Genomic DNA, 17,881 nt, shown 5'->3' on the forward strand with positions numbered 1-17,881 from the left:
TGTCCGACAAACTCAAGCGCTACGGCCTGCCCGCCCGCGCAGCCCGGAACACGGCCATGATGCAAGCGCTCGCCGACCTGCCACCCGTCGTGCTCGCCGACTTGATCGGCATCCAGCCCAGAACCGCGGAACGCTTCGCAGCCATGACCGGCGAGAACTGGTCCGACTACCTGGCCGCGACCCGCCCGCACCCGCACCCGCACCAAACGAGTTGATGGGGTGTGTGCATCAGGCAACGATAGGACGCCCGGCGGGATCGGTGATGATCTGCACGTTCATGCCGTGCTTCTCATGCTTCCCAGAGCAGAAGGGCCAGTCGGCCGCGATTCGGTCGATCGGCAGCAACGTGCCGTCCAGGATCGAATGCTTGGTGGAGGCGGTGCAGCCCGCGGGCCGCAGGTCCGCAGCCAGAGCGGCGAGGACCGCACCCGCAGCGACCGCCTCAAGCGCTGACACTTCGCGAAAAACCCACTGCAGGCGGCCGCGAGCCGGCAGGCCGGAAACAACGAAACGCGGATCAGGGTGCCGGCTCAGACGTGCCTCGCGTCTGATCGCGGCTGGCGACCACCAGGTATCCATCGCTCTCGGGGTCGAAGGTGGTGGACTGCACCGTGAGCCCGACACTCCGCAACTGAGCCACGAGATCCTCGTACCGGTAGGGCCAGATGGACAACCGCTCCGAGCAAGCCCGCACTGCCCCATCCGGCTCGATCTGGGCGACCACGATCTCAAGGAAGTGTTCCTGCTCCCAGCACTGCTCGATCTGCCAGTAGTAGCTGACGACCGCATCTCGGTCGTCGCGGCGGATGAGTCGATCGCGGACGTCTACCCGTGAGCCGGCGGAGCGAACGAGCTCCCAGTTGCGTGAGTGGAGCACAAGGCGTCCGCCCGGATTCAGCAGCCGCGACATCGCTTCCAGTGCGGTTAGGCGCCCGGCTGCGCCCTCAGCGTGCCCGAGCGAGTTGCCGACGCAGAACACCAGATCGAACGTGGAGTCCTCCAGGTGGTCGGGCAGCTCGTCCCAGCTCGCGCGGAGGGCTCGAAGCGAGACACCCTGCTCGTCGGCGGCCTTCTCGGTCCGGCGAACCATCCCATTGCTGGCGTCTGCGGCGACCACGTCAAGGCCAAGACTCGCGAGACCGACGGCAAGCTGGCCGGTTCCACACGCGCAGTCGAGGACGCGCGCGTTGGGCGGCAGAGAGCCCACGACATCGCTGTAGTAAACCGCGGCTGCATTGGCGGGGGTCAACCTGTCGTCCCCGATCAGCCACTCGTATACGTCGGAAAGTGCCCCATAACCAGCCACCACGATAACCTCCATCACTCGACGACACGCGGGCTAGGCCGCACCTGAGATTCGGACCTTGCGCCTCGCACTGTGACGGGCCGTGTCAGCGAAGCATTGAGCAGGACCCAACCACTTCCGGCCGCTGGGACTCCACCGGATTTCGTGGGAAACCGCGGCACGCCGGACCGCCGCAGGTCCCCACTCCACCGGCGCCCCATCGGCCACGATGGGGACCGCGGCCGGCAAGCGCGCGTTTACTGCGGAGCGCTGTAGGCACAGCGGCTACGTCCATCTCGCCGACTTCGCCGGATACAGGTTCTCCTACGACGCACCAGAGGGCGGATACCGGGGCCTGGGCAACGGCCTCTGAAGGCTCGTCAGTAGCTCCCGCATCGGCGTACAGCGGGCGGTGCGCACCGTCCGCCGCGGTCCGCTGCACGAATAGTGCATGAATCGAATACTGCCTCTTCGCCAGTAGGTGCGCGAGACCACAGAGGCGATCGTCGGCGCGATCACCGGTTCCCTTGCCGCGCCGAGCAGTCTGCTGCTCGGCAGGTACGACGACCATGGCCGTCTGCAGTACACCGGCCGCACCACCACTCTCGCCCAGGCCGTGAGCAGCGCGGTCGCCGGGCTACTCGATCTGGCCCGGCGCGGTCATCCGTGGACGGGCTGGTCGTTTTCCGCCGGGTGGGGCAGCCGGGAGACGCTGGACGTCACGCTGGTGGAACCTGAGCTGGTGGTCGAGGTCGGCGTCGATGTCGCCCGCGATGCCTCCGGCCGGTGGCGCCACCCCGCACGCCTGCACCGTGCCCGCCTTGACCTCTCCCCCGGCGACGTTCCTCGCATGACGGCGCCACCGCGCTGACGCCCGAGCTCGGCTGCGTCCACGTCGCCTCTCCCGCCAGTTGGGTGCGTCGGCGGTCGGCGCGGCAGTCGTAGACCGTGAGAGTAAGGGCCTTGACCGCTGCCTGGGCGCGTTCGGTGTCCTGGCCTTCGTCGATGGCCTCCAGCGCTGCGGCAGCCGCCACCCGAACCGCGCGGGGCAGGCCGTCGTAGGCGGCAAGCCGGTAGGCGACGGTGCGTCGGGCCTGTTGTTCTTCTTCGTTCACTCCGTCAGGGGTGAGCGGAAAGACTGCGGCGTGGTACAGCGCAATGCCCATCAGGACCGCGTCGGCGGTTCCTTCCGTGTGCCCCCTTGTTTCGGCGGCTCGCCGGGAAGCCATCACGCCGCGGCGGTAGAAGAAGAGCCCGGCTCCCGCGCCCAGGCCGGCTACACCCGCCCCGGTCGCGGCCACCCACCAGCCGCCCAGGAGAAAGCCCAGGAAAGCTCCGAAGCCCGCCCAGCACGCCGCCAGCGCCACGGATATCGCGTTGATGCGGGTGGCGAGCGCAGACGTCATGACCAGCAGTATGCACACGCCCTTGAAGGCGCTGACCTGCCGTGGTCGGGGCTGCGCGCGGCATGGGTGGGGGCGTGGTCGGCCTCATGGTCGGGGTTCGTGGTCGGGGTTCGTGGTCGCCCCGGCCATGACGGACCTGCCGGTGTTCCTCAGCGCCCTCTTCAGCGGTGGCGCAGTTCCTCTGCCCAGGTGCGGAGCTGGTCTTCGAGGGCGAGGTTGTCACCGCGGGCCACGGTCTGGAGCAGTTGGGCGCACACGGTTGCTTCGGCGGCGAGGCCGGCCGGGCTGCCCAGGATCGGGAAGACGGTGCGGAGGCGGGCGGCGGTGTCGGGCTGGAGCAGCGTGTAGGCGTAGAGGGTGGCGGCGTCGAACCCCTCCGGAGCTTGGCCCCATCCCTCCCAGTCCAAGATCCGGAGGGGCTCGGTGAGGTTGGCCCAGTGCACGTCGGAGTGGGCGGTGGTCCAGCAGATGGCGGCGGGTGCCGGGATGCCGACGAACTGGGGGATCGCCCGGTCCATGTACTGCTGTCGTACGGCAACGCGGTCGGTGTCGACGGCCGACACCTTCGCCAGCGTCCCGGCGAGGTCGGCCCACCAGGAGTCCGGCAGCTGGAGGTCGTGCCGGAGGATCGGGTCGTCGGACAGGACCGGCTCATCGACGCGCACCGACAGCTCCGCCCGGTAGGCGGTGCCGTCGTCGACGGCGTCGTGGACGGCCAAGAGGGCGGGCCGGTGCCCGTCGAGATCGCCGAAGACGTGCTGGGCATCGAGGGTGCCGTCCCACAACTTCCCCGACGCCTTGCCCTCCGGCGCGGACACCAGCCGCAACCACGCCGGGGCGCCGGTGGCGGTGCGGGCCGGGGCACCCAGGGTGCGCCCGGCCCATCCCCAGAACTCCCCGCCCGGCTCGGTCTGCACGTCCAGGGCCTTCGCCGCGCGGGCGTGGTGGGCGCGCATGCGGCGCTCGGTGTCCGGGTCAGGCGGAGGCGAGTACACCAGTGATCTCCCGCAACTTGGCGGCGGTCAGGGAGGGTTGAGCGACGGCGTCGGCCGCCTCCCTCCAGTGTGGCGCACTGGAAGCGGCGATGAGGACGTCCGTCACTCCTGGGCATGACGCGACCGCCAGAACGCACGCCTGTGCGGGGGTCAGGCCCGGCCGGATGAGGTCGGCGAGCTCCTGGCCGACCATGCCGGGCAGCTCACCGCCGTGCAGCGGGGCGGAGGCCATCACCCGCAGCCCCGCGCCGGCGGCGGCCGGGAGTGAGCCCCGGCCGTGAAGGGCCTGCGCAAGCGGCGTCATCATCACCAGGCTGACGGGCAACTGGACCGCGACCAGGTGGTGACGCTGCCCGCCGGCGGCTTCGGCGGCCAGGGCGAGCAGCTCCCCCACCGTGAAGACCTCTTCCTCGAGGCCCGCCCACGTGGCGATGCCGTACCCGGTCACGTGCCCAGCCGCCGCGGCTTCTTCCAGGACGGCGAACGCGTTCCGGATCGCGTGGTGCAGGGCGGGGCGGTCGCCGGTGTGTGCACGCTCGGGGTTGTGTAGCAGGACCAGGTCCAGCGCGTCGCGCCCGAGTTGCTCGCGGTTGCGGGCGATCTGCCAGCGCACGTAGTCCGGGGCGAGGCTGTGTCCGGCCGGAGCCTGGTCCTCGGTGAGGGCACCGGCGTTCACGGCTTCGGCACCGGTGGCCACGGTGAAGTAGCCGGCCTTCGTGGAGACCCGCAGTGACGGGTGGGCGGCCAGGGCTGGGGCGAGCAGTTTCTGCGCGCGGCCGGTGGCGTAGTTGGGGGCGGTGTCGATCCACTGCGCACCGGAGGCAGCCGCATTCACACCACGGGCTTAAATCTCTCTCGCGGCACACTCGAAGTCCGGCGAGGTCTGCTGCGGCACACCCTCTACCTGGAAGAACTCACCCACCAGCTCGCCGCCGACTGGACGACCTACCGCCACCGACGCTGGCCGGCCTCGTCCAACCCCCACCTGCTGGTCAGCCAGAAAACTGCGGTCGATCCCGACCACCCGGCCGTCAGCATCGGCACCCTGAGCGGAGCCCTTCCCCGCGGGCTGACGCTGAGCGGCCTGAGACAGGACCGCATCCTCAACGAAGCTGCCGAAAGCGCCGACCCTCTCCGGCTGATGCGCCTGTTCGGCATCACCGAGCAGACCGCCATGCGCTACGTCACCACCGCCCACCCCGAACGAACCACCAAGCTACCCCGCTAAAGCCCTCGTCAAGGGTTCATGTTCCGCGGCTACCGTTTCTGCTGGGACGGGGCCGGCGCGGCGGTGTGGGGGGCGGTCATGTCGAGCAGGAGCATGGCGTCGTGGTCGGGGGTGCCGGGCTGGGCGGTGTAGACGCCGAGTCGGTGGCCGGGGGTGCCTTCGAGGGCCATGCCTTGGAAGTCGAGGGTGATCTTGCCGACCTGGGGATGCTGGAAGGTTTTGGTGGTGATCTTGCGGCCGGTGACGTCGTAGCGGTCCCAGAGCTTGGCGAAGTCGGGGCTCTTCAGGAGTAGCTCGCCGACGAGCTGGGTGAGGTCGGGGGCGTCGGGGTCGGTGCCGGCCAGGGCGCGCAGGCGCGAGACGCAGTGCCGAATCTGGTTGTCCCAGTCAGGGAAGACCTCGCGCGCGGCGGGGTGGAGGAAGAGGTAGCGGCCGAGGTTGCGCTGTGCGGCTGGCCAGTCCGCCAGGCCGGGGTACAGGGCGAGTCCGCCGGGGTTATGGGCGAGGACATCCATACTGCGGCTGACGACGTACGCCGGGTTCGGGCGCACGGTTTCCAGCAGCAGTTTCAGGGGCGGGCGCACGGTGCGGCTGGGGGCGGGGGCGGCTTGGGGTGCGTAGCGGGCGGCGCGGACGGCGAGGTCGCGCAGGTGCTGGTGTTCGGCGTCGTCGAGCTGGAGGGCGCGGGCGAGCGCGTCGATCACGGCGGGGCTGGGGCGGGTCTCCTTGCCGCGTTCCATGCGGGTGTAGTAGTCGATGCTGACCCCGGCGAGCGTGGCCAGCTCCTCGCGCCGCAGTCCTGGAGTGCGGCGCACGCCCGGGCCCGGGGTGAGTCCGGCGGACTGGGGGCTGGTCTGGGTGCGGCGGGCGCGCAGGAAGCGTGCCAGCTCTTCGCCGCTGCTGTGCTGCTCAGGTGCCATACCGCCAGTGTCTCTCCGCCGTCGGTGCGACATGCGCGCTGAGGGGGGCCCTGTCACACCCCCGCTGGCTACCCCCTCGCACAGCTCGGCCTGCCTGCGGCGGCTGTAAGGGGGCACGGTTGATGGTGTTGCACCGTGTCCGAGGGTTCCCCGCCCCGTACCCGTTCGGATGGCGTGCTCCTGGCGTGCGGGGAACGGTGGACGTGGTGTACGGCGACACGGCCGGTCAGAAGGGCGCCACCTGGCCTTATACAGCGGAAGGGACTGACGATGACGGACTGGAACGGCACAGATCTGGAGAAGATCGCCGCGGCCGAGGAGCTGGACCTGGCATCCGAACGGTCCAACGGCACCCTGCGCGAGGCGGTGACGATGTGGGTGGTCCGCTCCGGCGACCAGCTGTACGTCCGCTCGGTCAAGGGCACCGACGGCCCCTGGTACCGGGGCACGCAGTCCCGCCATCAGGGTCGTATCCAGGCCGGGGGCGTCCACCGGGACGTCACCTTCCACCCGGCCGGACCCGACGAGTACCCGGGCGTGGACGCCGCCTACCGGGAGAAGTACGGGCACTACACGAGCATCGTCGAGCACGTCCTGACCGACCGGGCCCGCGCCTCCACCCTGCGCCTCGAACCGCGCTGATTACCCCGCCAGCGCTGCATTACCGACAGCCACGAAAGGCAAGACTTCCATGCGTGCCACCCTCATGTACGGCCCCGGCGACGTCCGTGTCGAGGACGTCCCCGACCCGAAGATCGTCGACCCCACCGACGCAATCGTCCGGATCGCCCTGGCGTGTGTCTGCGGCTCCGACCTGCACCCGTATCACTCGATGGACAAGACCGACCAGGGTGCGCCGATGGGGCACGAGTTTCTCGGTGTGGTGGAGGAGACCGGCTCCGAGGTCCGCGGGCTCCAGCGCGGTGACTTCGTTGTCTCCCCGTTCGCGTTCGCCGACAACACCTGTCCGATCTGCCGCGACGGCTTCCACACCGCCTGCCCCCACGGCGGCTGGTACGGCGCCGGCGGCGTCGGGGGCGCACAAGCCGAGGCCATCCGCGTCCCCCAGGCCGACGGCACCCTGGTCAAGATCCCCACGGACGTCGACCCGGCCCTCCTGCCCTCGCTGCTCGCCCTGAGCGACGTCTACCTCACCGGCTACCACGCCGCCCATATGGGCCGCGTCGAGGCGGGCAAGACCGTCACGGTGATCGGCGACGGCGCGGTGGGCCTGTCTGCGGTGTTGGCTTCGCGCAGGATGGGTGCGGAGAAGATCATCCTGATGGGGCGGCACACCTCCCGCACCGACCTCGGCAAGGAGTGGGGGGCCACCGACGTCGTCGCCGAGCGCGGCGAGGAGGGCATCGCCAAGGTGATGGACCTGACCGGCGGCGAGGGCTCCCACGTGGTGCTGGAGGCCGTCGGGCTCATGCCCGCGTATGAGCAGGCGTACGGCGTCGTGCGCCCTGGCGGGATCATCTCCCGCGTCGGTGTCCCGCAGTACGAGCAGGCCCCAGTGGGCTTCGGGTCACTGTTCGGGAAGAACGCGGGCCTGACCGGCGGGCCCGCCCCGGTGCGCGCCTACCTGGAGCCCGCGATCGCCGACGTGCTCGCCGGCCGGATCGACCCGGGCCGGGTGTTCGACGCCGAGGTCTCCCTGGACCAGGTCGCCGAGGCGTACAAGGCCATGGACGACCGCACCAACCTCAAGGTCGTGGTCCGCCCGTGAGTGCCGGCCGCAAGCCGAACGCCGCCGCCTGCGCCGCGCACGAGCGGCTCTTTCCCGGCCACGTCTCCACCCTCGCCGTCACCGACCCGGAGCTGATCGAGTACTTCGACAACTTCGCCTTCGACGAGGTCCTGCAGCACACGCAGGAGCTGCCGGAGCCCACCCGGCTGATGATGCAGCTCGCGGCGATGATCGCCGTCGGCGCCCTCGCCGAGTACCGGGTGATGCTCGGCGCCGCCCTCACCGTCGGCGTCACCCCGGTCGCGGCGAAGGAGATCGTCTACCAGGCGGTTCCGTACGCCGGCATGGCCCGGGTCTTCGACTTCCTGCACGCCACCAACGAGGTACTCACCGACCGCGGCATCGAACTGCCCCTGAAAGGGCAGTCCACCACCGGCCCGGACACCCGGATGAAGCAGGGCCTGGCGGTCCAGAAGCAGATCGTCGGCGACCAAGCGGTGGACGCGATGTACGCGAACGCCCCTGCCGACGAGCAGCACATCCAGCGGTTCCTCAGTGGCAACTGCTTCGGCGACCACTACACCCGCACCGGCCTCGACGCCCCCACCCGGGAACTGCTCACGTTCGCCATGCTCGCCGCGCTCGGCGGCGCCGACGCCCAGGTCAAGGGACACGTCGCCGCCAACCTGAACGCCGGCAACACCCGCGCCACTCTTCTCGCCGTCCTGACCGGGCTGCTGCCGTTCATCGGCTACCCCCGCACCCTCAACGCCCTGGCCGCCGTCGACGCCGTCGCCGCCGCGTCGGCCGATGGCGCCCCGACCGCGAAGAAGGCCGACGCATGACCACCCGTACCTGGCTCATCACCGGTGTCAGTAGCGGCTTCGGCCACGCACTGACCACCCAGCTCCTTCAGCGCGGAGATACGGTCATCGGGACCGTCCGCAACCTGGACAAGGTGGCGGACCTGACCGAGCAGTATCCCGACACGTTCCGCCCGGAGATCCTAGACGTCACCGACACCGCTGCCGTCCGCAAGACGGTGGACGCCGCGTTCGCCGCCGGCCGCATCGACGTGATCGTCTCCAACGCCGGCTACGGCCTGTTCGGCGCGGCCGAGGAGATCTCCGATGCGCAGGTCGAGCAGATCATCGCCACCAACCTCACCGGCTCGATCGCCCTGATCCGCTCGGCGCTGCCGCACCTGCACGCCCAGGGCGGTGGCCGCATCATCCAGATGTCGACCTACGGCGGGCAGGTCGCCTTCCCCGGCAACTCGATGTACCACGCCACCAAGTGGGGCGTGGAAGGGTTCGCCGAAGCGGTCGCCCAGGAGGTCGCTCCGTTCGGCATCGGGGTGACCATCGTGGAGCCCGGCGGCGCGCGCACCGAGTTCCGCTACGGCAGCGCCCAGGTCGCCGAGGCGATCGACGCCTACGACGGCAACCCCGCGCATGCCTTCCGGGCGATGCTCGACCCTACCAACGGCCTCGCCCCCGGGGACCCGCAGCGCATGGCCGGCCGCATCATCGAATCCGCCGACACCGAACCGGCGCCCTTGCGGATGGTGCTCGGCTCCCAGGCCCTGGACGCCACCCTCGGCGTACTGCGCAAGCGGATCGAGGACTTCGAAGCACAGCGCGACCTGGCCACCTCCACGGACTTCCCGCCCGGAGAATGACCCCTCCCGCGCCTCACCCACCTCATAGCCAGGAGATCAGCATGAACACCGACGTCCTCGTTACCATCGGCGCCGGCGGTATCGGTCAGGCCATCGCCCGCCGCCAAGGGCCCGGACGCACCGTCCTGCTCGCGGACCACAACGAGAGCGCACTGCAATCCGCCGCGAAGGCGCTCAAGGACGCAGGCCACACGGTCGCCACCCAGAGCGTCGACATCTCCTCCCGGGAGTCGGTGCACGCCCTCGCGCAGACCGCAGCCGGTCTCGGCAGTGTCCAGCAGGTCGTCAACACCGCGGGACTCTCCCCCATTCAGGCTCCCGCCGAGGCGATCCTTGCCGTCGACCTGGCGGGCGTCGCTCTCGTGCTGGAGGAATTCGCCAAGGTGATCGCCCCGGGCGGTGCGGGGCTGACCGTCTCCAGCATGGCCGGGCACATGTCGGGCCTGGCTCCGCTCACCTCGGAACAGGAACGCGATCTCGCCCTCACCCCGACCGACGCTCTCCTGGACCTGCCGTTCGTGGCGGCCGTGAAGGACTCCGGTCCCGCCTATGCGCTGGCCAAACGAGCGAACCACCTGCGCGTCCAGGCCGCCGCCGTCACCTGGGGCCAGCGCGGCGCCCGCGTCAACTCCGTCAGTCCCGGCATCATCCTCACCCCCCTCGCCCGTGACGAGATGAGCGGCCCCGGCGCCGCCGGCTACCAGAAGATGATCGAGGCCAGCGCCGCCGGCCGCGTCGGCACCGCCGACGAGGTTGCCGCCGTCGCCGCGTTCCTCCTCGGACCGGACGCCGCCTTCATCACCGGCTCCGACCTCCTCATGGACGGCGGCGTCATCGCCACCCTCGCCACCGGCCACCTCACCGTCGGCGGCAACTGACCCACCCCGCACCCCAGCCGAGCTGTCGGGCCCAACACCCCCTCGGGGCCTCCTGGGTCCCGACGGCACAGACAGAATGCGAGACGCCTGATGAAGCACATCCGCCTGGGCGAACTGGACGTCGCCCGCATCGGACTGGGCGCCATGACGATGACCGGCGTCTACGGCACCCAGGATTTGGACGAAGCGGAGTCGATCCGCACCATCCACCGCGCCCTCGATCTGGGCGTCACGCTGGTGGACACCGCAGAGGTCTACGGCCCCTACACCAACGAGGAACTCGTCGGCCGCGCCGTCAAGGACCGCCGCGACCAGGTCGTCGTGGCCACCAAGTTCGGCATGATCTCCCACTCCGGCCGCGACACCCTCGACTCGAGCCCGGCCAGCGTACGAGCCGCCGTCGAAGGCTCCCTGACCCGCCTGGGAATCGACCACATCGACCTGTGCTACCAGCACCGCGTCGACCCCGCCACACCCATCGAGGACACCGTCGCCACCCTGGCCGAACTTGTCAGCGAAGGCAAGATCCGCCACATCGGGCTGTCCGAGGCCGGCCCGGACACCATCCGTCGCGCCCACGCCGTCCACCCCGTCACCGCGGTGCAGTCCGAATACTCACTGTGGACACGCAACCCCGAGACCGAGGTCCTGCCCGTCCTGCGGGAACTGGGCATCGGCTTCGTGCCGTACTCCCCGCTCGGCCACGGCTTCCTCACCGGCACCATCCGCTCCCTCGACGACTTCGACGATGCCTGGCGGCGCAACAATCCCCGCTTCACCGCCGAGAACTTCCAGCAGAACCTGCGCATCCTCGACGAGGTCCAGGCCATCGCCACCCAGGCCGACGCCACTGCCGCACAGGTCGCCATCGCCTGGCTCCTTGCGCAGGGCGACGACATCGCCCCCATCCCCGGCACCAAGCGAGTCTCCCGCCTGGAGGAGAACCTCGCCGCCGACCGGCTCCACCTCACCGACGAGCAGCTGAAGCGCCTGGGCAACCTCACCCCAGCCGCCGGCGACACCCACAACGAAGCCGGACTGCGCACCCTGGAACGCTGACACCACACCCGACCGACACTCCCCACCCACACACCCGATCACGGCAAGGAACCACCGTGCAGTTCGTCAAGCCTGAGCACGAAGCCATGAAGCACATCAAGCTGGGTGACCTGGAGGTCTCCCGGATCGGCCTGGGGGCGATGGGCATGTCCCACGGCCTGACCGGTGCCGGAAGCAACGACGCGGAATCCATCCGCACCATCCACCGCGCCCTCGACCTCGGCGTCACCCTCATCGACACCGCCGAAATCTACGGCCCCTACATCAACGAAGACCTCGTCGGACAAGCCCTCAAGGGCCGCCGCGACCAGGCCGTCCTCGCCACCAAGTTCGGCATGATCGACCACGGCGGCGCCGGCGCCTGGAACCTCAACTCCACCCCCGCCAACATCCGCGCCTCCGTCGAAGGCTCCCTCAAGCGCCTCGGTACCGACCACATCGACCTGTACTACCAGCACCGCGTCGACCCGAACACGCCGATCGAGGAGACCGCCGGCGCCGTCGCCGAGCTGGTCACTGAGGGCAAGGTCCGCTACTTCGGCTTGTCCGAGGCCGGCCCGGACACCATCCGCCGCGCCCACGCCGTCCACCCCGTCACCGCCGTGCAGTCCGAGTACTCGCTGTGGACCCGCGGGATCGAGGACCGGGTCCTGCCCGTCCTGCGGGAACTGGGCATCGGCCTGGTGCCGTTCGCCCCGCTCGGGCACGGCTTCCTCACCGGCACCGTCCGCAAGGAGAGCGACTTCGAAGAGGGCGACTTCCGGCGCGGCAACCCGCGCTTCACGGGTGAGAACTTCCAGCGCAACCTGGCCCTTGCCGACGAAGTCCAGGCCATCGCCGCTCAGGTCGATGCCACGCCGGCGCAGGTCGCCATCGCCTGGCTCCTGGCCCAGGGCGACGACATCGCCCCCATTCCCGGCACCAAGCGCGTGCTCCGGGTCGAGGAGAACACCGCCGCTGACGGCCTCCGGCTCAGCACCGAGGTGCTGACCAAGCTCTCCAGCCTTCCCCCGGCCGCCGGCGACACCCACACCGAATCTGGCCTGGCCATGCTGGAACGCTGACCCGCATCCCTTCCCGGCCCACCCCGCGCACGAGAGCAAGGAGCACCCCGTGGAGTTCGTCAAGCCACAGCCCACCGGCAAGGGCCCCAAGGAGTGGTTCAACGGTGACGTCTGGTTCGACGTCATCCACGCCGGCACCGAGCCCTCCCGCCTGCGCGCCAACATGGTGCGCTTCGCCCCCGGCGCCCGCACTGCCTGGCACCACCACGCGGTGGGCCAGACCCTCCACGTGGTTGCCGGCACCGCCCTGGTCGGCACCCGCGACGGGGTCGTCTACGAGGCCCACCCCGGCGAGACGGTCACCTGCCCGCCCGGCGAGGAGCACTGGCACGGCGCCACCGAGGACAACTTCATGCAGCACCTCGCCCTGTGGGACGCCACTGCACCCGACGACGACCGGCCCGAGACCACCTGGCTGGAGCACATCACCGACGAGCAGTACAACGCCCCGCGCACCCGCAGCCAGTGACCCGCACGACACGAAGGAAGAGCCGCCCATGCCCGAGACGATGACCGCCCTGTTCGGCGGCACCGGCCCCGACTGGACCAGCCGCCAGGTCCCCGTACCTCAGCCGGGACCCGGGCAGGTCGTGGTACGTGCCCGCGCGGTCGCCCTGAACAACGCCGACGCCTCCATGCTCGCCGACGCCGACCCCACCTCCGGCGGCACCGGCAAGGAGTACTAGGCGGGTTACGAGTTCGCCGGCGGGGTCACGGCCGTCGGCGACGGCGTGGACAGCCCTGCTGTCGGGGACCGCGTGATGGGCACGGCCCCGGGAAGCTTCGCCCAGTACGTCCTGGCCGACCACCGCCACGTCCTGCCCGTCCCGGACGGCCTCGGCTACCGCGTAGCGTGCGCGCTGCCCACCGGACTGCTCACCGAGCACGGCGCCCTGATGACCGGCGGATTCCGGGCCGGGCAGTCGGTGCTGATCACCGGGGCCACCTCCAGCATCGGTTTGATCGGCGTGCAGATCGCCAAGGCCCTGGGCGCCGGACAGGTCATCCACCCGCTCGACCGCCAAGCACGACCTGCTGAAGCGGGCCGGCGCCGACAAGGTCGTGGCCACCGACGAACAAGACCTCACGAAGGCAGTTCTGGACGCCACCCGCGGCGACGGCGTCGACGTGGTGCTTGACCACGTCGGTGGTTCCACCTTCGCGGCCTGCCTGCCCGCCACCCGCGTCGACGGTGCCGTAGTCAACATCGGCCGCCTCGACACGGCCGAAACCACCATAGACCTCGACGCCCTGTCCTACCGGCACCTGCGCCTCGCTGGAGTTTCCTTCGGCTTCACTCGGGCCGCCGAACTCGGTTCGGTCATCACGGCCGCCGGCGAGCAGCTACTGCCCGCCATCGCCGACGAACGCGTGCGGCCCCTGATCGACACCACCCTGACCTTCGAGACCGCTGACACGGCCGCTGAACGACTTCGCTCCCACCAGGCCCATGGAAAGATCGTTCTCACCGTTCCCTGAGGGGCGGAGCCCCGTAGGCCTCTGCCAGAGAGCGTCGCACTGCCACAGAACCCGCTCGCAGCACCGCACTTAACTACGGTGTCGCGCGCGGGTTCTGCGTTGTTCGAGGCCAGGATTGTGCGAACCCACGCGCTTCCGGTCGGGTCGTGCCGTAGATCCGCCACCGCTTCGCGCCGTCCAGCTGGACGATGACGGTGTCGTGGTCGTCCCAGTGAACCCCGAAGCCCTCGGTGCTGGTCCACGAGGCGTAGAGGTTGGCCTGCACGCGAGTACGGAGGTCGCGCTCGACCGCTTCGGCGAGGCGGGCGATCGGCGGGTGAAGTTCGTCGACGCTGTCCAGGGCGAGCGAGGCGCCCTCTCGGAGGCGGGCGTGCAGTTCGGCCGGGTGGAGGCGGTGCCACACGGTGTGCCGACGCATGGCCATCGGGGCGGTGTATCCACCGACCAGCAGCGTCTCGCCGTCGCGGGACAGCCGCATGCGCGGCGGCTCCAGCCGGTGCGCGGCCAGGATGTTGTTGAGGTCGTCCCAGGTCATCAGTCCGGCGACGTTGAGCGCGCCGGGTACGTGGCGGTGTTCGCGGTGCAGTGCCAGGGCGAGGAAGTCCTCGCCCAGGCATGCCGCGAGGCGAGCAGGCCCGCGCCGCGCTCGAGGCCGCCGACGCGCTCATGGACCGGCTCCCCGAGGGCGAGCGGTCGGACACGTGGCTGACGTACGGCGAACAGAAGCACCACGTCCACCTCAGCCACGCCTTCACCACGCTCGGGGACACCCGCCTCGCCCACGTCAGCCAAGAGCGCGCCTTGGAGCTGTCCGCGCCGACCAGCACCATGACGCGCACCCTACTGAACATCGACGCGGCGGCGTGCTTCCATCACAACGGAGACACCGAGCAGGCCTGCCGCCGTACGGTCGCCGCCCTGACCGCGCTGCCCAGCGACTACCGCACCGGCCTGGTCCGCCGCCGCGCCCTGGACCTGTACGAAGCGATCCCCGCTCAGCACCACCACGAGCGCGCCGTACTCGACTTGCGGGACGCCCTGGCTGCCTGACCCGTGGGCGGTCGCGGCACTCCCTTGGCGAGGGACACCGAGTACACAGGCGGCAGTTCATTGCCTATCTGCGATCAGTCACCGCCCCGGGGCGAAACCTGCCAGCCCTCGGGAGTCGGATGCTGGGAAGGGACGACGGTGGTCGTGGCCGCCAGGACGTTGTCGTCTTGGTCGTACTGAATGGCCTGGTAGACCACGACTGGAAGCATGGCGTACCTGGGCAAGCCGAGGGCTTCGAGTTCGTCCGCAGACGCGCCACGTGCTGTGATCTGTCGTTCGACGCGCGTGCACCCGGAAATCACTGGTGCCGGGGAGCCCTCTCCTCCGCTGCTGACGGCGGGATTGATGCGGGGCTCCTGTGCGGTCACCGGGGTCTCCTGGGTTGAGGGCATGGCGGGCGATCCGAGCGTACGCGCGGACACCAACATCCCGGCCCGGTTTGGACAGCAGGGAGACCCGGGCGCCACGCGTGTCCGACCCTGACCGGCCTGCCCGGCGACTACCGCACCGGCCTAGCCCGCCGCCGCGCACAGAACGACGCTCCCCCACGGCTGTTGCGGGAGGGAGCGTCGTCGTCTCCGGCGGGCCTGCTCCGCACCTCAGCGGCCTACGGGCTCCGGGTAGCGCCGGCGGCGCCGGTCCGGGTCATCGACACCGATCTCGTACCAGGGCTCACCGCGCTGGAGCCGAGGCAGGGTGTTCACCCACACCGCGACGGCGATGCCCTGCACGTCGTCGGCGAGCGCCTGGAGGCGGTTGTCGAGCAGGTGCTCCTCCTTCCCCGCCAGGACGACGTGCAGCCGCGGGAAGGTCTGGGAGCGGGTGTAGCGGTGGCGCTGCCAGAACGGGAACGTGCGGCCGTTGGTGCCGCGGGCGCCTTCCCAGACGCGGTGCCCGGCGTAGCGCTCGTAGTCCCAGACCTCCTTGGCGAGCCGGGCCTGGGACATGGTGCCGTTGTCGAGCTCGAAGAGGCGCACCTCGCTGGTCTTGGTCGGCAGCGCGAGGACGGCGTCGGTGTTGAAACTCAGGCCGGTCTCCTTGATGGCGTGGTTGACCTCCACCTGCCAGTCGGTCAGGTACTTGCGACCGCCGTAGGCGAGGATCATGTCCGTCACCGCGACGCCGTGCGGACCGAACCCGGCGCGAACGGCCTTCGCTCCGGTGCCGGCCTTCGGTCGGGGAGGCAGCTCGTTGCCATCGGCCAGAGCCTTCTGTCCCGCCGGGGTCAGGTTCCAGATCGGGTGCTTGCCGTCCTTGCCGTTCGTCTCCGCCAGCCCGAGCTCCGCCAGCTTCTTCATCGCCCTGCGCACGTACGACCGGCCGTCGGCGTCCTCCTTCGTGATCACCTGAGCCATCTGCCGGACCGTGGCTATCCGCACGCACCCCAGCATCCGCAGCGCATCGGCCCGCACCTTCCCGGCCGTGGGGGTGGACTTCTTCCCCTTCGTCGACGTCTCAGAGGAAGGGAGAGAGGTGTCAGCGTGTCGGGAGGCCCCTTGTCGAGCGGTGTGAGCTGCAGTGATGGGCACGACGTTGGAATCGTTCGCGGCACCGTTCACGGCACTAAATTCCTGGCCGCCCGGAGGCCGCTCAGCATCCCTTGACCAGGTCGGGCGCGGCTCCGGTTCGGGCTGTCGGGCCCTGCTGGTGTACGTCATGACGAAGCTCCTCACGCAGGTGGCGCGGGGGTCCGGATGGAAGTCCCCCGTCACCTGGTAGAGGTGTGGCGAAAGTCGACGGTGTGACGCCCCACTGAGTGCCGTTACCGAGCCGTGATCTTCAGGCGGGCGCGGCTGTCCAGTGACACCGAACCGGGACAGCGTTGCCACTGAAGTTGGACCAACTGGTCGGTGACCGGCCTCGGGCCGTCAGCGCGCCAGTCTGAGGCGTGCCGTCTCCGCGGCATGGGAGGCGGCGGATCGTCTGCTCTCTGGCCTTCCACATCGCGATGTGGTGCTGGACGGGGACGGGCCCGAAGGGGCCGGCCAGGGCTCGTTCGATTCTCGGGAGTCCGGGCTGGGCGGGCCAGGGCGAGTACAACTCCGTGAGGACCGCGGTCAGTCTGTCGATGTCGATTCGGCCCGTCCGCTCGCCTTCCTCGAGGGCGAGCTGGGCGGCGCGCCGTTGCTTGAAGGTGGCTGAGGGGTGGGCGAGTTGCTCAACGATGGCGCGGACGTTCTCGCTGCGCCGGACGGCGGTCGTCTGGCCAGTAGCGCGCGCGTGGGTACGCCAGGCTCGGCGCGCCTGCGGGGTGAGCACGATCGTGTCGTCGATCAGCCACAGGTACAGCACGACGCGGATCAGCGAGCGTTGCGGGATGCGCCCCAGCGGGGAACGCTCTCGAGCTTCGAGAAGTCTGGTGAACAACTCACGTTGTTCCGGGGGGAAGACTCGCGGATCGCTGCCGTGCGCGCTGGTCTTGCGCGGCTCGGGGCTGGCGAGCATCCCGTCCTCGACCCAGGAGGTCACCATCCTGGGACTGGCTTTCATCACGCCCAGAGCGTGCGCGTCGGCAACCAGATCGGCCGACGTTCCCTCGCCCCACCTGGTGGCCCGATTCCCGTTCACGGCGCCGAAGTTACATCGAGATTCGAGCCTCGGGAGCTGCATTCAGCGGACGTCAGCCATAAGGCTTGGGGCTGCAGAAACTGCGCCCCGCACCGTATCCCTGCCAGGAACACGCGGTGCGGGGGCAGCCGACTTATCCCCTGATCGGAGACCGTCATGTCCCACCGTACGCACCGTCCTGTCCCGAAGCGGCGACGTGCCCGCCATCGTCTTGTCCAGGGCCTCGGGCAGGCGGCGTTCTACGCTGCTTCCGCCACGTTGGCCGGCGGGCTGGTCCGCGAGCTGCTCCACCTGGTCCACACGTCCGTCTCTTCGTGCTGACCTGGGCGCCGGGGGGATGCCGCGTCCTGCCGCGTGCGGCATCCCCCGGCGCCGGCTACGGGTAGAAGTCTGCAGCTTCGAGTTGAGAAGACCGCGTTTCAGTGGGGTGTCGGGAGGAGCGCGCGGACAAGGCGGCCGTCGACCCGAGCGAGACGGCGAGCGGAGTCCGGAGCCCCGACCGCCGGGGCATCGCGCAGCGTGGCGGGACGAAGTCCTCCCCCGCCTGAATGGGCGGAATGTCGCAGGTAGCGGAACTG

At 70.0% G+C, this 17,881-nt stretch carries 20 protein-coding genes and 3 pseudogenes; 14 read left to right on the forward strand and 9 right to left on the reverse strand.

The features are described 5' to 3' along the window. Positions 1-215 (forward strand): annotated as a pseudogene (locus tag AB0J12_RS37795) (hypothetical protein); the annotation flags it as partial. 28 nt (positions 216-243) lie between these two features. Here the strand turns inward: AB0J12_RS37795 and AB0J12_RS37800 are convergent. Further along, positions 244-366 (reverse strand): annotated as a pseudogene (locus AB0J12_RS37800) (IS5/IS1182 family transposase); the annotation flags it as partial. 151 nt (positions 367-517) lie between these two features. Then, a complete protein-coding gene (locus AB0J12_RS37805; protein WP_363269321.1) occupies positions 518-1,321 on the reverse strand; it encodes a class I SAM-dependent methyltransferase in 804 nt (267 codons plus the stop codon). 445 nt (positions 1,322-1,766) lie between these two features. Between AB0J12_RS37805 and AB0J12_RS37810 the strand changes: the two genes are divergently transcribed. Then, entirely contained in the window at positions 1,767-2,156 is a 390-nt protein-coding gene (locus AB0J12_RS37810; protein ID WP_363269322.1) for a hypothetical protein, read from the forward strand. Between the two features lie 696 nt (positions 2,157-2,852). Here AB0J12_RS37810 and AB0J12_RS37815 read toward each other — a convergent pair. After that, positions 2,853-3,647: a hypothetical protein gene (locus AB0J12_RS37815; RefSeq protein ID WP_363269324.1), complete on the reverse strand. Its 795-nt coding sequence runs from the start codon at positions 3,645-3,647 to the stop codon at positions 2,853-2,855. A 19-nt stretch (positions 3,648-3,666) separates the two neighbouring features. Then, complete coding sequence (locus tag AB0J12_RS37820) at positions 3,667-4,521, reverse strand: aldo/keto reductase (protein ID WP_363269325.1); 855 nt, start codon at positions 4,519-4,521, stop codon at positions 3,667-3,669. Positions 4,522-4,530: 9 nt separating this feature from the next. On the opposite strand from AB0J12_RS37820, the pseudogene AB0J12_RS37825 reads away from it, so the two are divergent. After that, positions 4,531-4,914: pseudogene (locus tag AB0J12_RS37825) on the forward strand (hypothetical protein); the annotation flags it as partial. 29 nt (positions 4,915-4,943) lie between these two features. Here the strand turns inward: AB0J12_RS37825 and AB0J12_RS37830 are convergent. After that, positions 4,944-5,834: a helix-turn-helix transcriptional regulator gene (locus AB0J12_RS37830; RefSeq protein ID WP_363269326.1), complete on the reverse strand. Its 891-nt coding sequence runs from the start codon at positions 5,832-5,834 to the stop codon at positions 4,944-4,946. A 270-nt stretch (positions 5,835-6,104) separates the two neighbouring features. Between AB0J12_RS37830 and AB0J12_RS37835 the strand changes: the two genes are divergently transcribed. The 10 genes from AB0J12_RS37835 to AB0J12_RS37880 all read left to right on the forward strand — a co-directional run bounded on the left by AB0J12_RS37835 (position 6,105) and on the right by AB0J12_RS37880 (position 13,685). Continuing rightward, positions 6,105-6,476, forward strand: a complete 372-nt coding sequence (locus AB0J12_RS37835; protein ID WP_363269327.1) for a DUF2255 family protein — start codon at positions 6,105-6,107, stop codon at positions 6,474-6,476. A 49-nt stretch (positions 6,477-6,525) separates the two neighbouring features. Further along, the gene (locus AB0J12_RS37840; RefSeq protein WP_363269328.1) at positions 6,526-7,563 is read left to right on the forward strand and encodes an alcohol dehydrogenase catalytic domain-containing protein; all 1,038 of its coding nucleotides are present in this window, start codon (positions 6,526-6,528) and stop codon (positions 7,561-7,563) included. Continuing rightward, positions 7,560-8,369 carry a carboxymuconolactone decarboxylase family protein gene (locus AB0J12_RS37845; protein ID WP_363269329.1) on the forward strand — a complete coding sequence of 270 codons (810 nt, stop codon included), beginning with the start codon at positions 7,560-7,562 and terminating at the stop codon, positions 8,367-8,369. The genes AB0J12_RS37840 and AB0J12_RS37845 overlap by 4 nt, the downstream gene beginning before the upstream one ends. Next, entirely contained in the window at positions 8,366-9,205 is an 840-nt protein-coding gene (locus AB0J12_RS37850) for an SDR family oxidoreductase (protein ID WP_363269331.1), read from the forward strand. The genes AB0J12_RS37845 and AB0J12_RS37850 overlap by 4 nt, the downstream gene beginning before the upstream one ends. A gap of 41 nt (positions 9,206-9,246) precedes the next feature. Then, complete coding sequence (locus AB0J12_RS37855; RefSeq protein WP_363269332.1) at positions 9,247-10,083, forward strand: SDR family oxidoreductase; 837 nt, start codon at positions 9,247-9,249, stop codon at positions 10,081-10,083. A gap of 90 nt (positions 10,084-10,173) precedes the next feature. Then, positions 10,174-11,142 (forward strand): aldo/keto reductase, encoded by a 969-nt coding sequence (locus tag AB0J12_RS37860; protein ID WP_363269335.1) that lies wholly within the window; start codon positions 10,174-10,176, stop codon positions 11,140-11,142. 86 nt (positions 11,143-11,228) lie between these two features. Next, positions 11,229-12,206, forward strand: a complete 978-nt coding sequence (locus AB0J12_RS37865; RefSeq protein WP_363269355.1) for an aldo/keto reductase — start codon at positions 11,229-11,231, stop codon at positions 12,204-12,206. A 49-nt stretch (positions 12,207-12,255) separates the two neighbouring features. Then, positions 12,256-12,675, forward strand: a complete 420-nt coding sequence (locus AB0J12_RS37870) for a cupin domain-containing protein (RefSeq protein ID WP_363269336.1) — start codon at positions 12,256-12,258, stop codon at positions 12,673-12,675. Between the two features lie 28 nt (positions 12,676-12,703). After that, entirely contained in the window at positions 12,704-12,892 is a 189-nt protein-coding gene (locus AB0J12_RS37875; RefSeq protein ID WP_363269338.1) for a hypothetical protein, read from the forward strand. 376 nt (positions 12,893-13,268) lie between these two features. Further along, positions 13,269-13,685, forward strand: coding sequence for a zinc-binding dehydrogenase (locus AB0J12_RS37880; RefSeq protein ID WP_363269339.1), 417 nt, complete (start codon positions 13,269-13,271; stop codon positions 13,683-13,685). A 73-nt stretch (positions 13,686-13,758) separates the two neighbouring features. Here AB0J12_RS37880 and AB0J12_RS37885 read toward each other — a convergent pair whose 3' ends face one another. Next, entirely contained in the window at positions 13,759-14,220 is a 462-nt protein-coding gene (locus AB0J12_RS37885; RefSeq protein WP_363269340.1) for a cupin domain-containing protein, read from the reverse strand. Positions 14,221-14,300: 80 nt separating this feature from the next. Between AB0J12_RS37885 and AB0J12_RS37890 the strand changes: the two genes are divergently transcribed. Then, positions 14,301-14,735 (forward strand): hypothetical protein, encoded by a 435-nt coding sequence (locus AB0J12_RS37890; RefSeq protein WP_363269342.1) that lies wholly within the window; start codon positions 14,301-14,303, stop codon positions 14,733-14,735. A gap of 74 nt (positions 14,736-14,809) precedes the next feature. Here the strand turns inward: AB0J12_RS37890 and AB0J12_RS37895 are convergent, their stop codons facing one another. The 3 genes from AB0J12_RS37895 to AB0J12_RS37905 all read right to left on the reverse strand — a co-directional run bounded on the left by AB0J12_RS37895 (position 14,810) and on the right by AB0J12_RS37905 (position 17,303). Continuing rightward, the gene (locus AB0J12_RS37895; protein ID WP_363269343.1) at positions 14,810-14,944 is read right to left on the reverse strand and encodes a hypothetical protein; all 135 of its coding nucleotides are present in this window, start codon (positions 14,942-14,944) and stop codon (positions 14,810-14,812) included. Between the two features lie 390 nt (positions 14,945-15,334). Next, the gene (locus AB0J12_RS37900) at positions 15,335-16,393 is read right to left on the reverse strand and encodes a replication-relaxation family protein (RefSeq protein WP_363269344.1); all 1,059 of its coding nucleotides are present in this window, start codon (positions 16,391-16,393) and stop codon (positions 15,335-15,337) included. A gap of 121 nt (positions 16,394-16,514) precedes the next feature. Then, on the reverse strand, positions 16,515-17,303 hold the full coding sequence (locus AB0J12_RS37905) for a hypothetical protein (RefSeq protein ID WP_363269345.1): 789 nt from the start codon (positions 17,301-17,303) through the stop codon (positions 16,515-16,517). Positions 17,304-17,881 lie beyond the last annotated feature (578 nt).

The organism is Streptomyces sp. NPDC049915, assembly GCF_040656475.1.
In the GTDB taxonomy this organism is placed as follows: Bacteria; Actinomycetota; Actinomycetes; order Streptomycetales; family Streptomycetaceae; genus Streptomyces.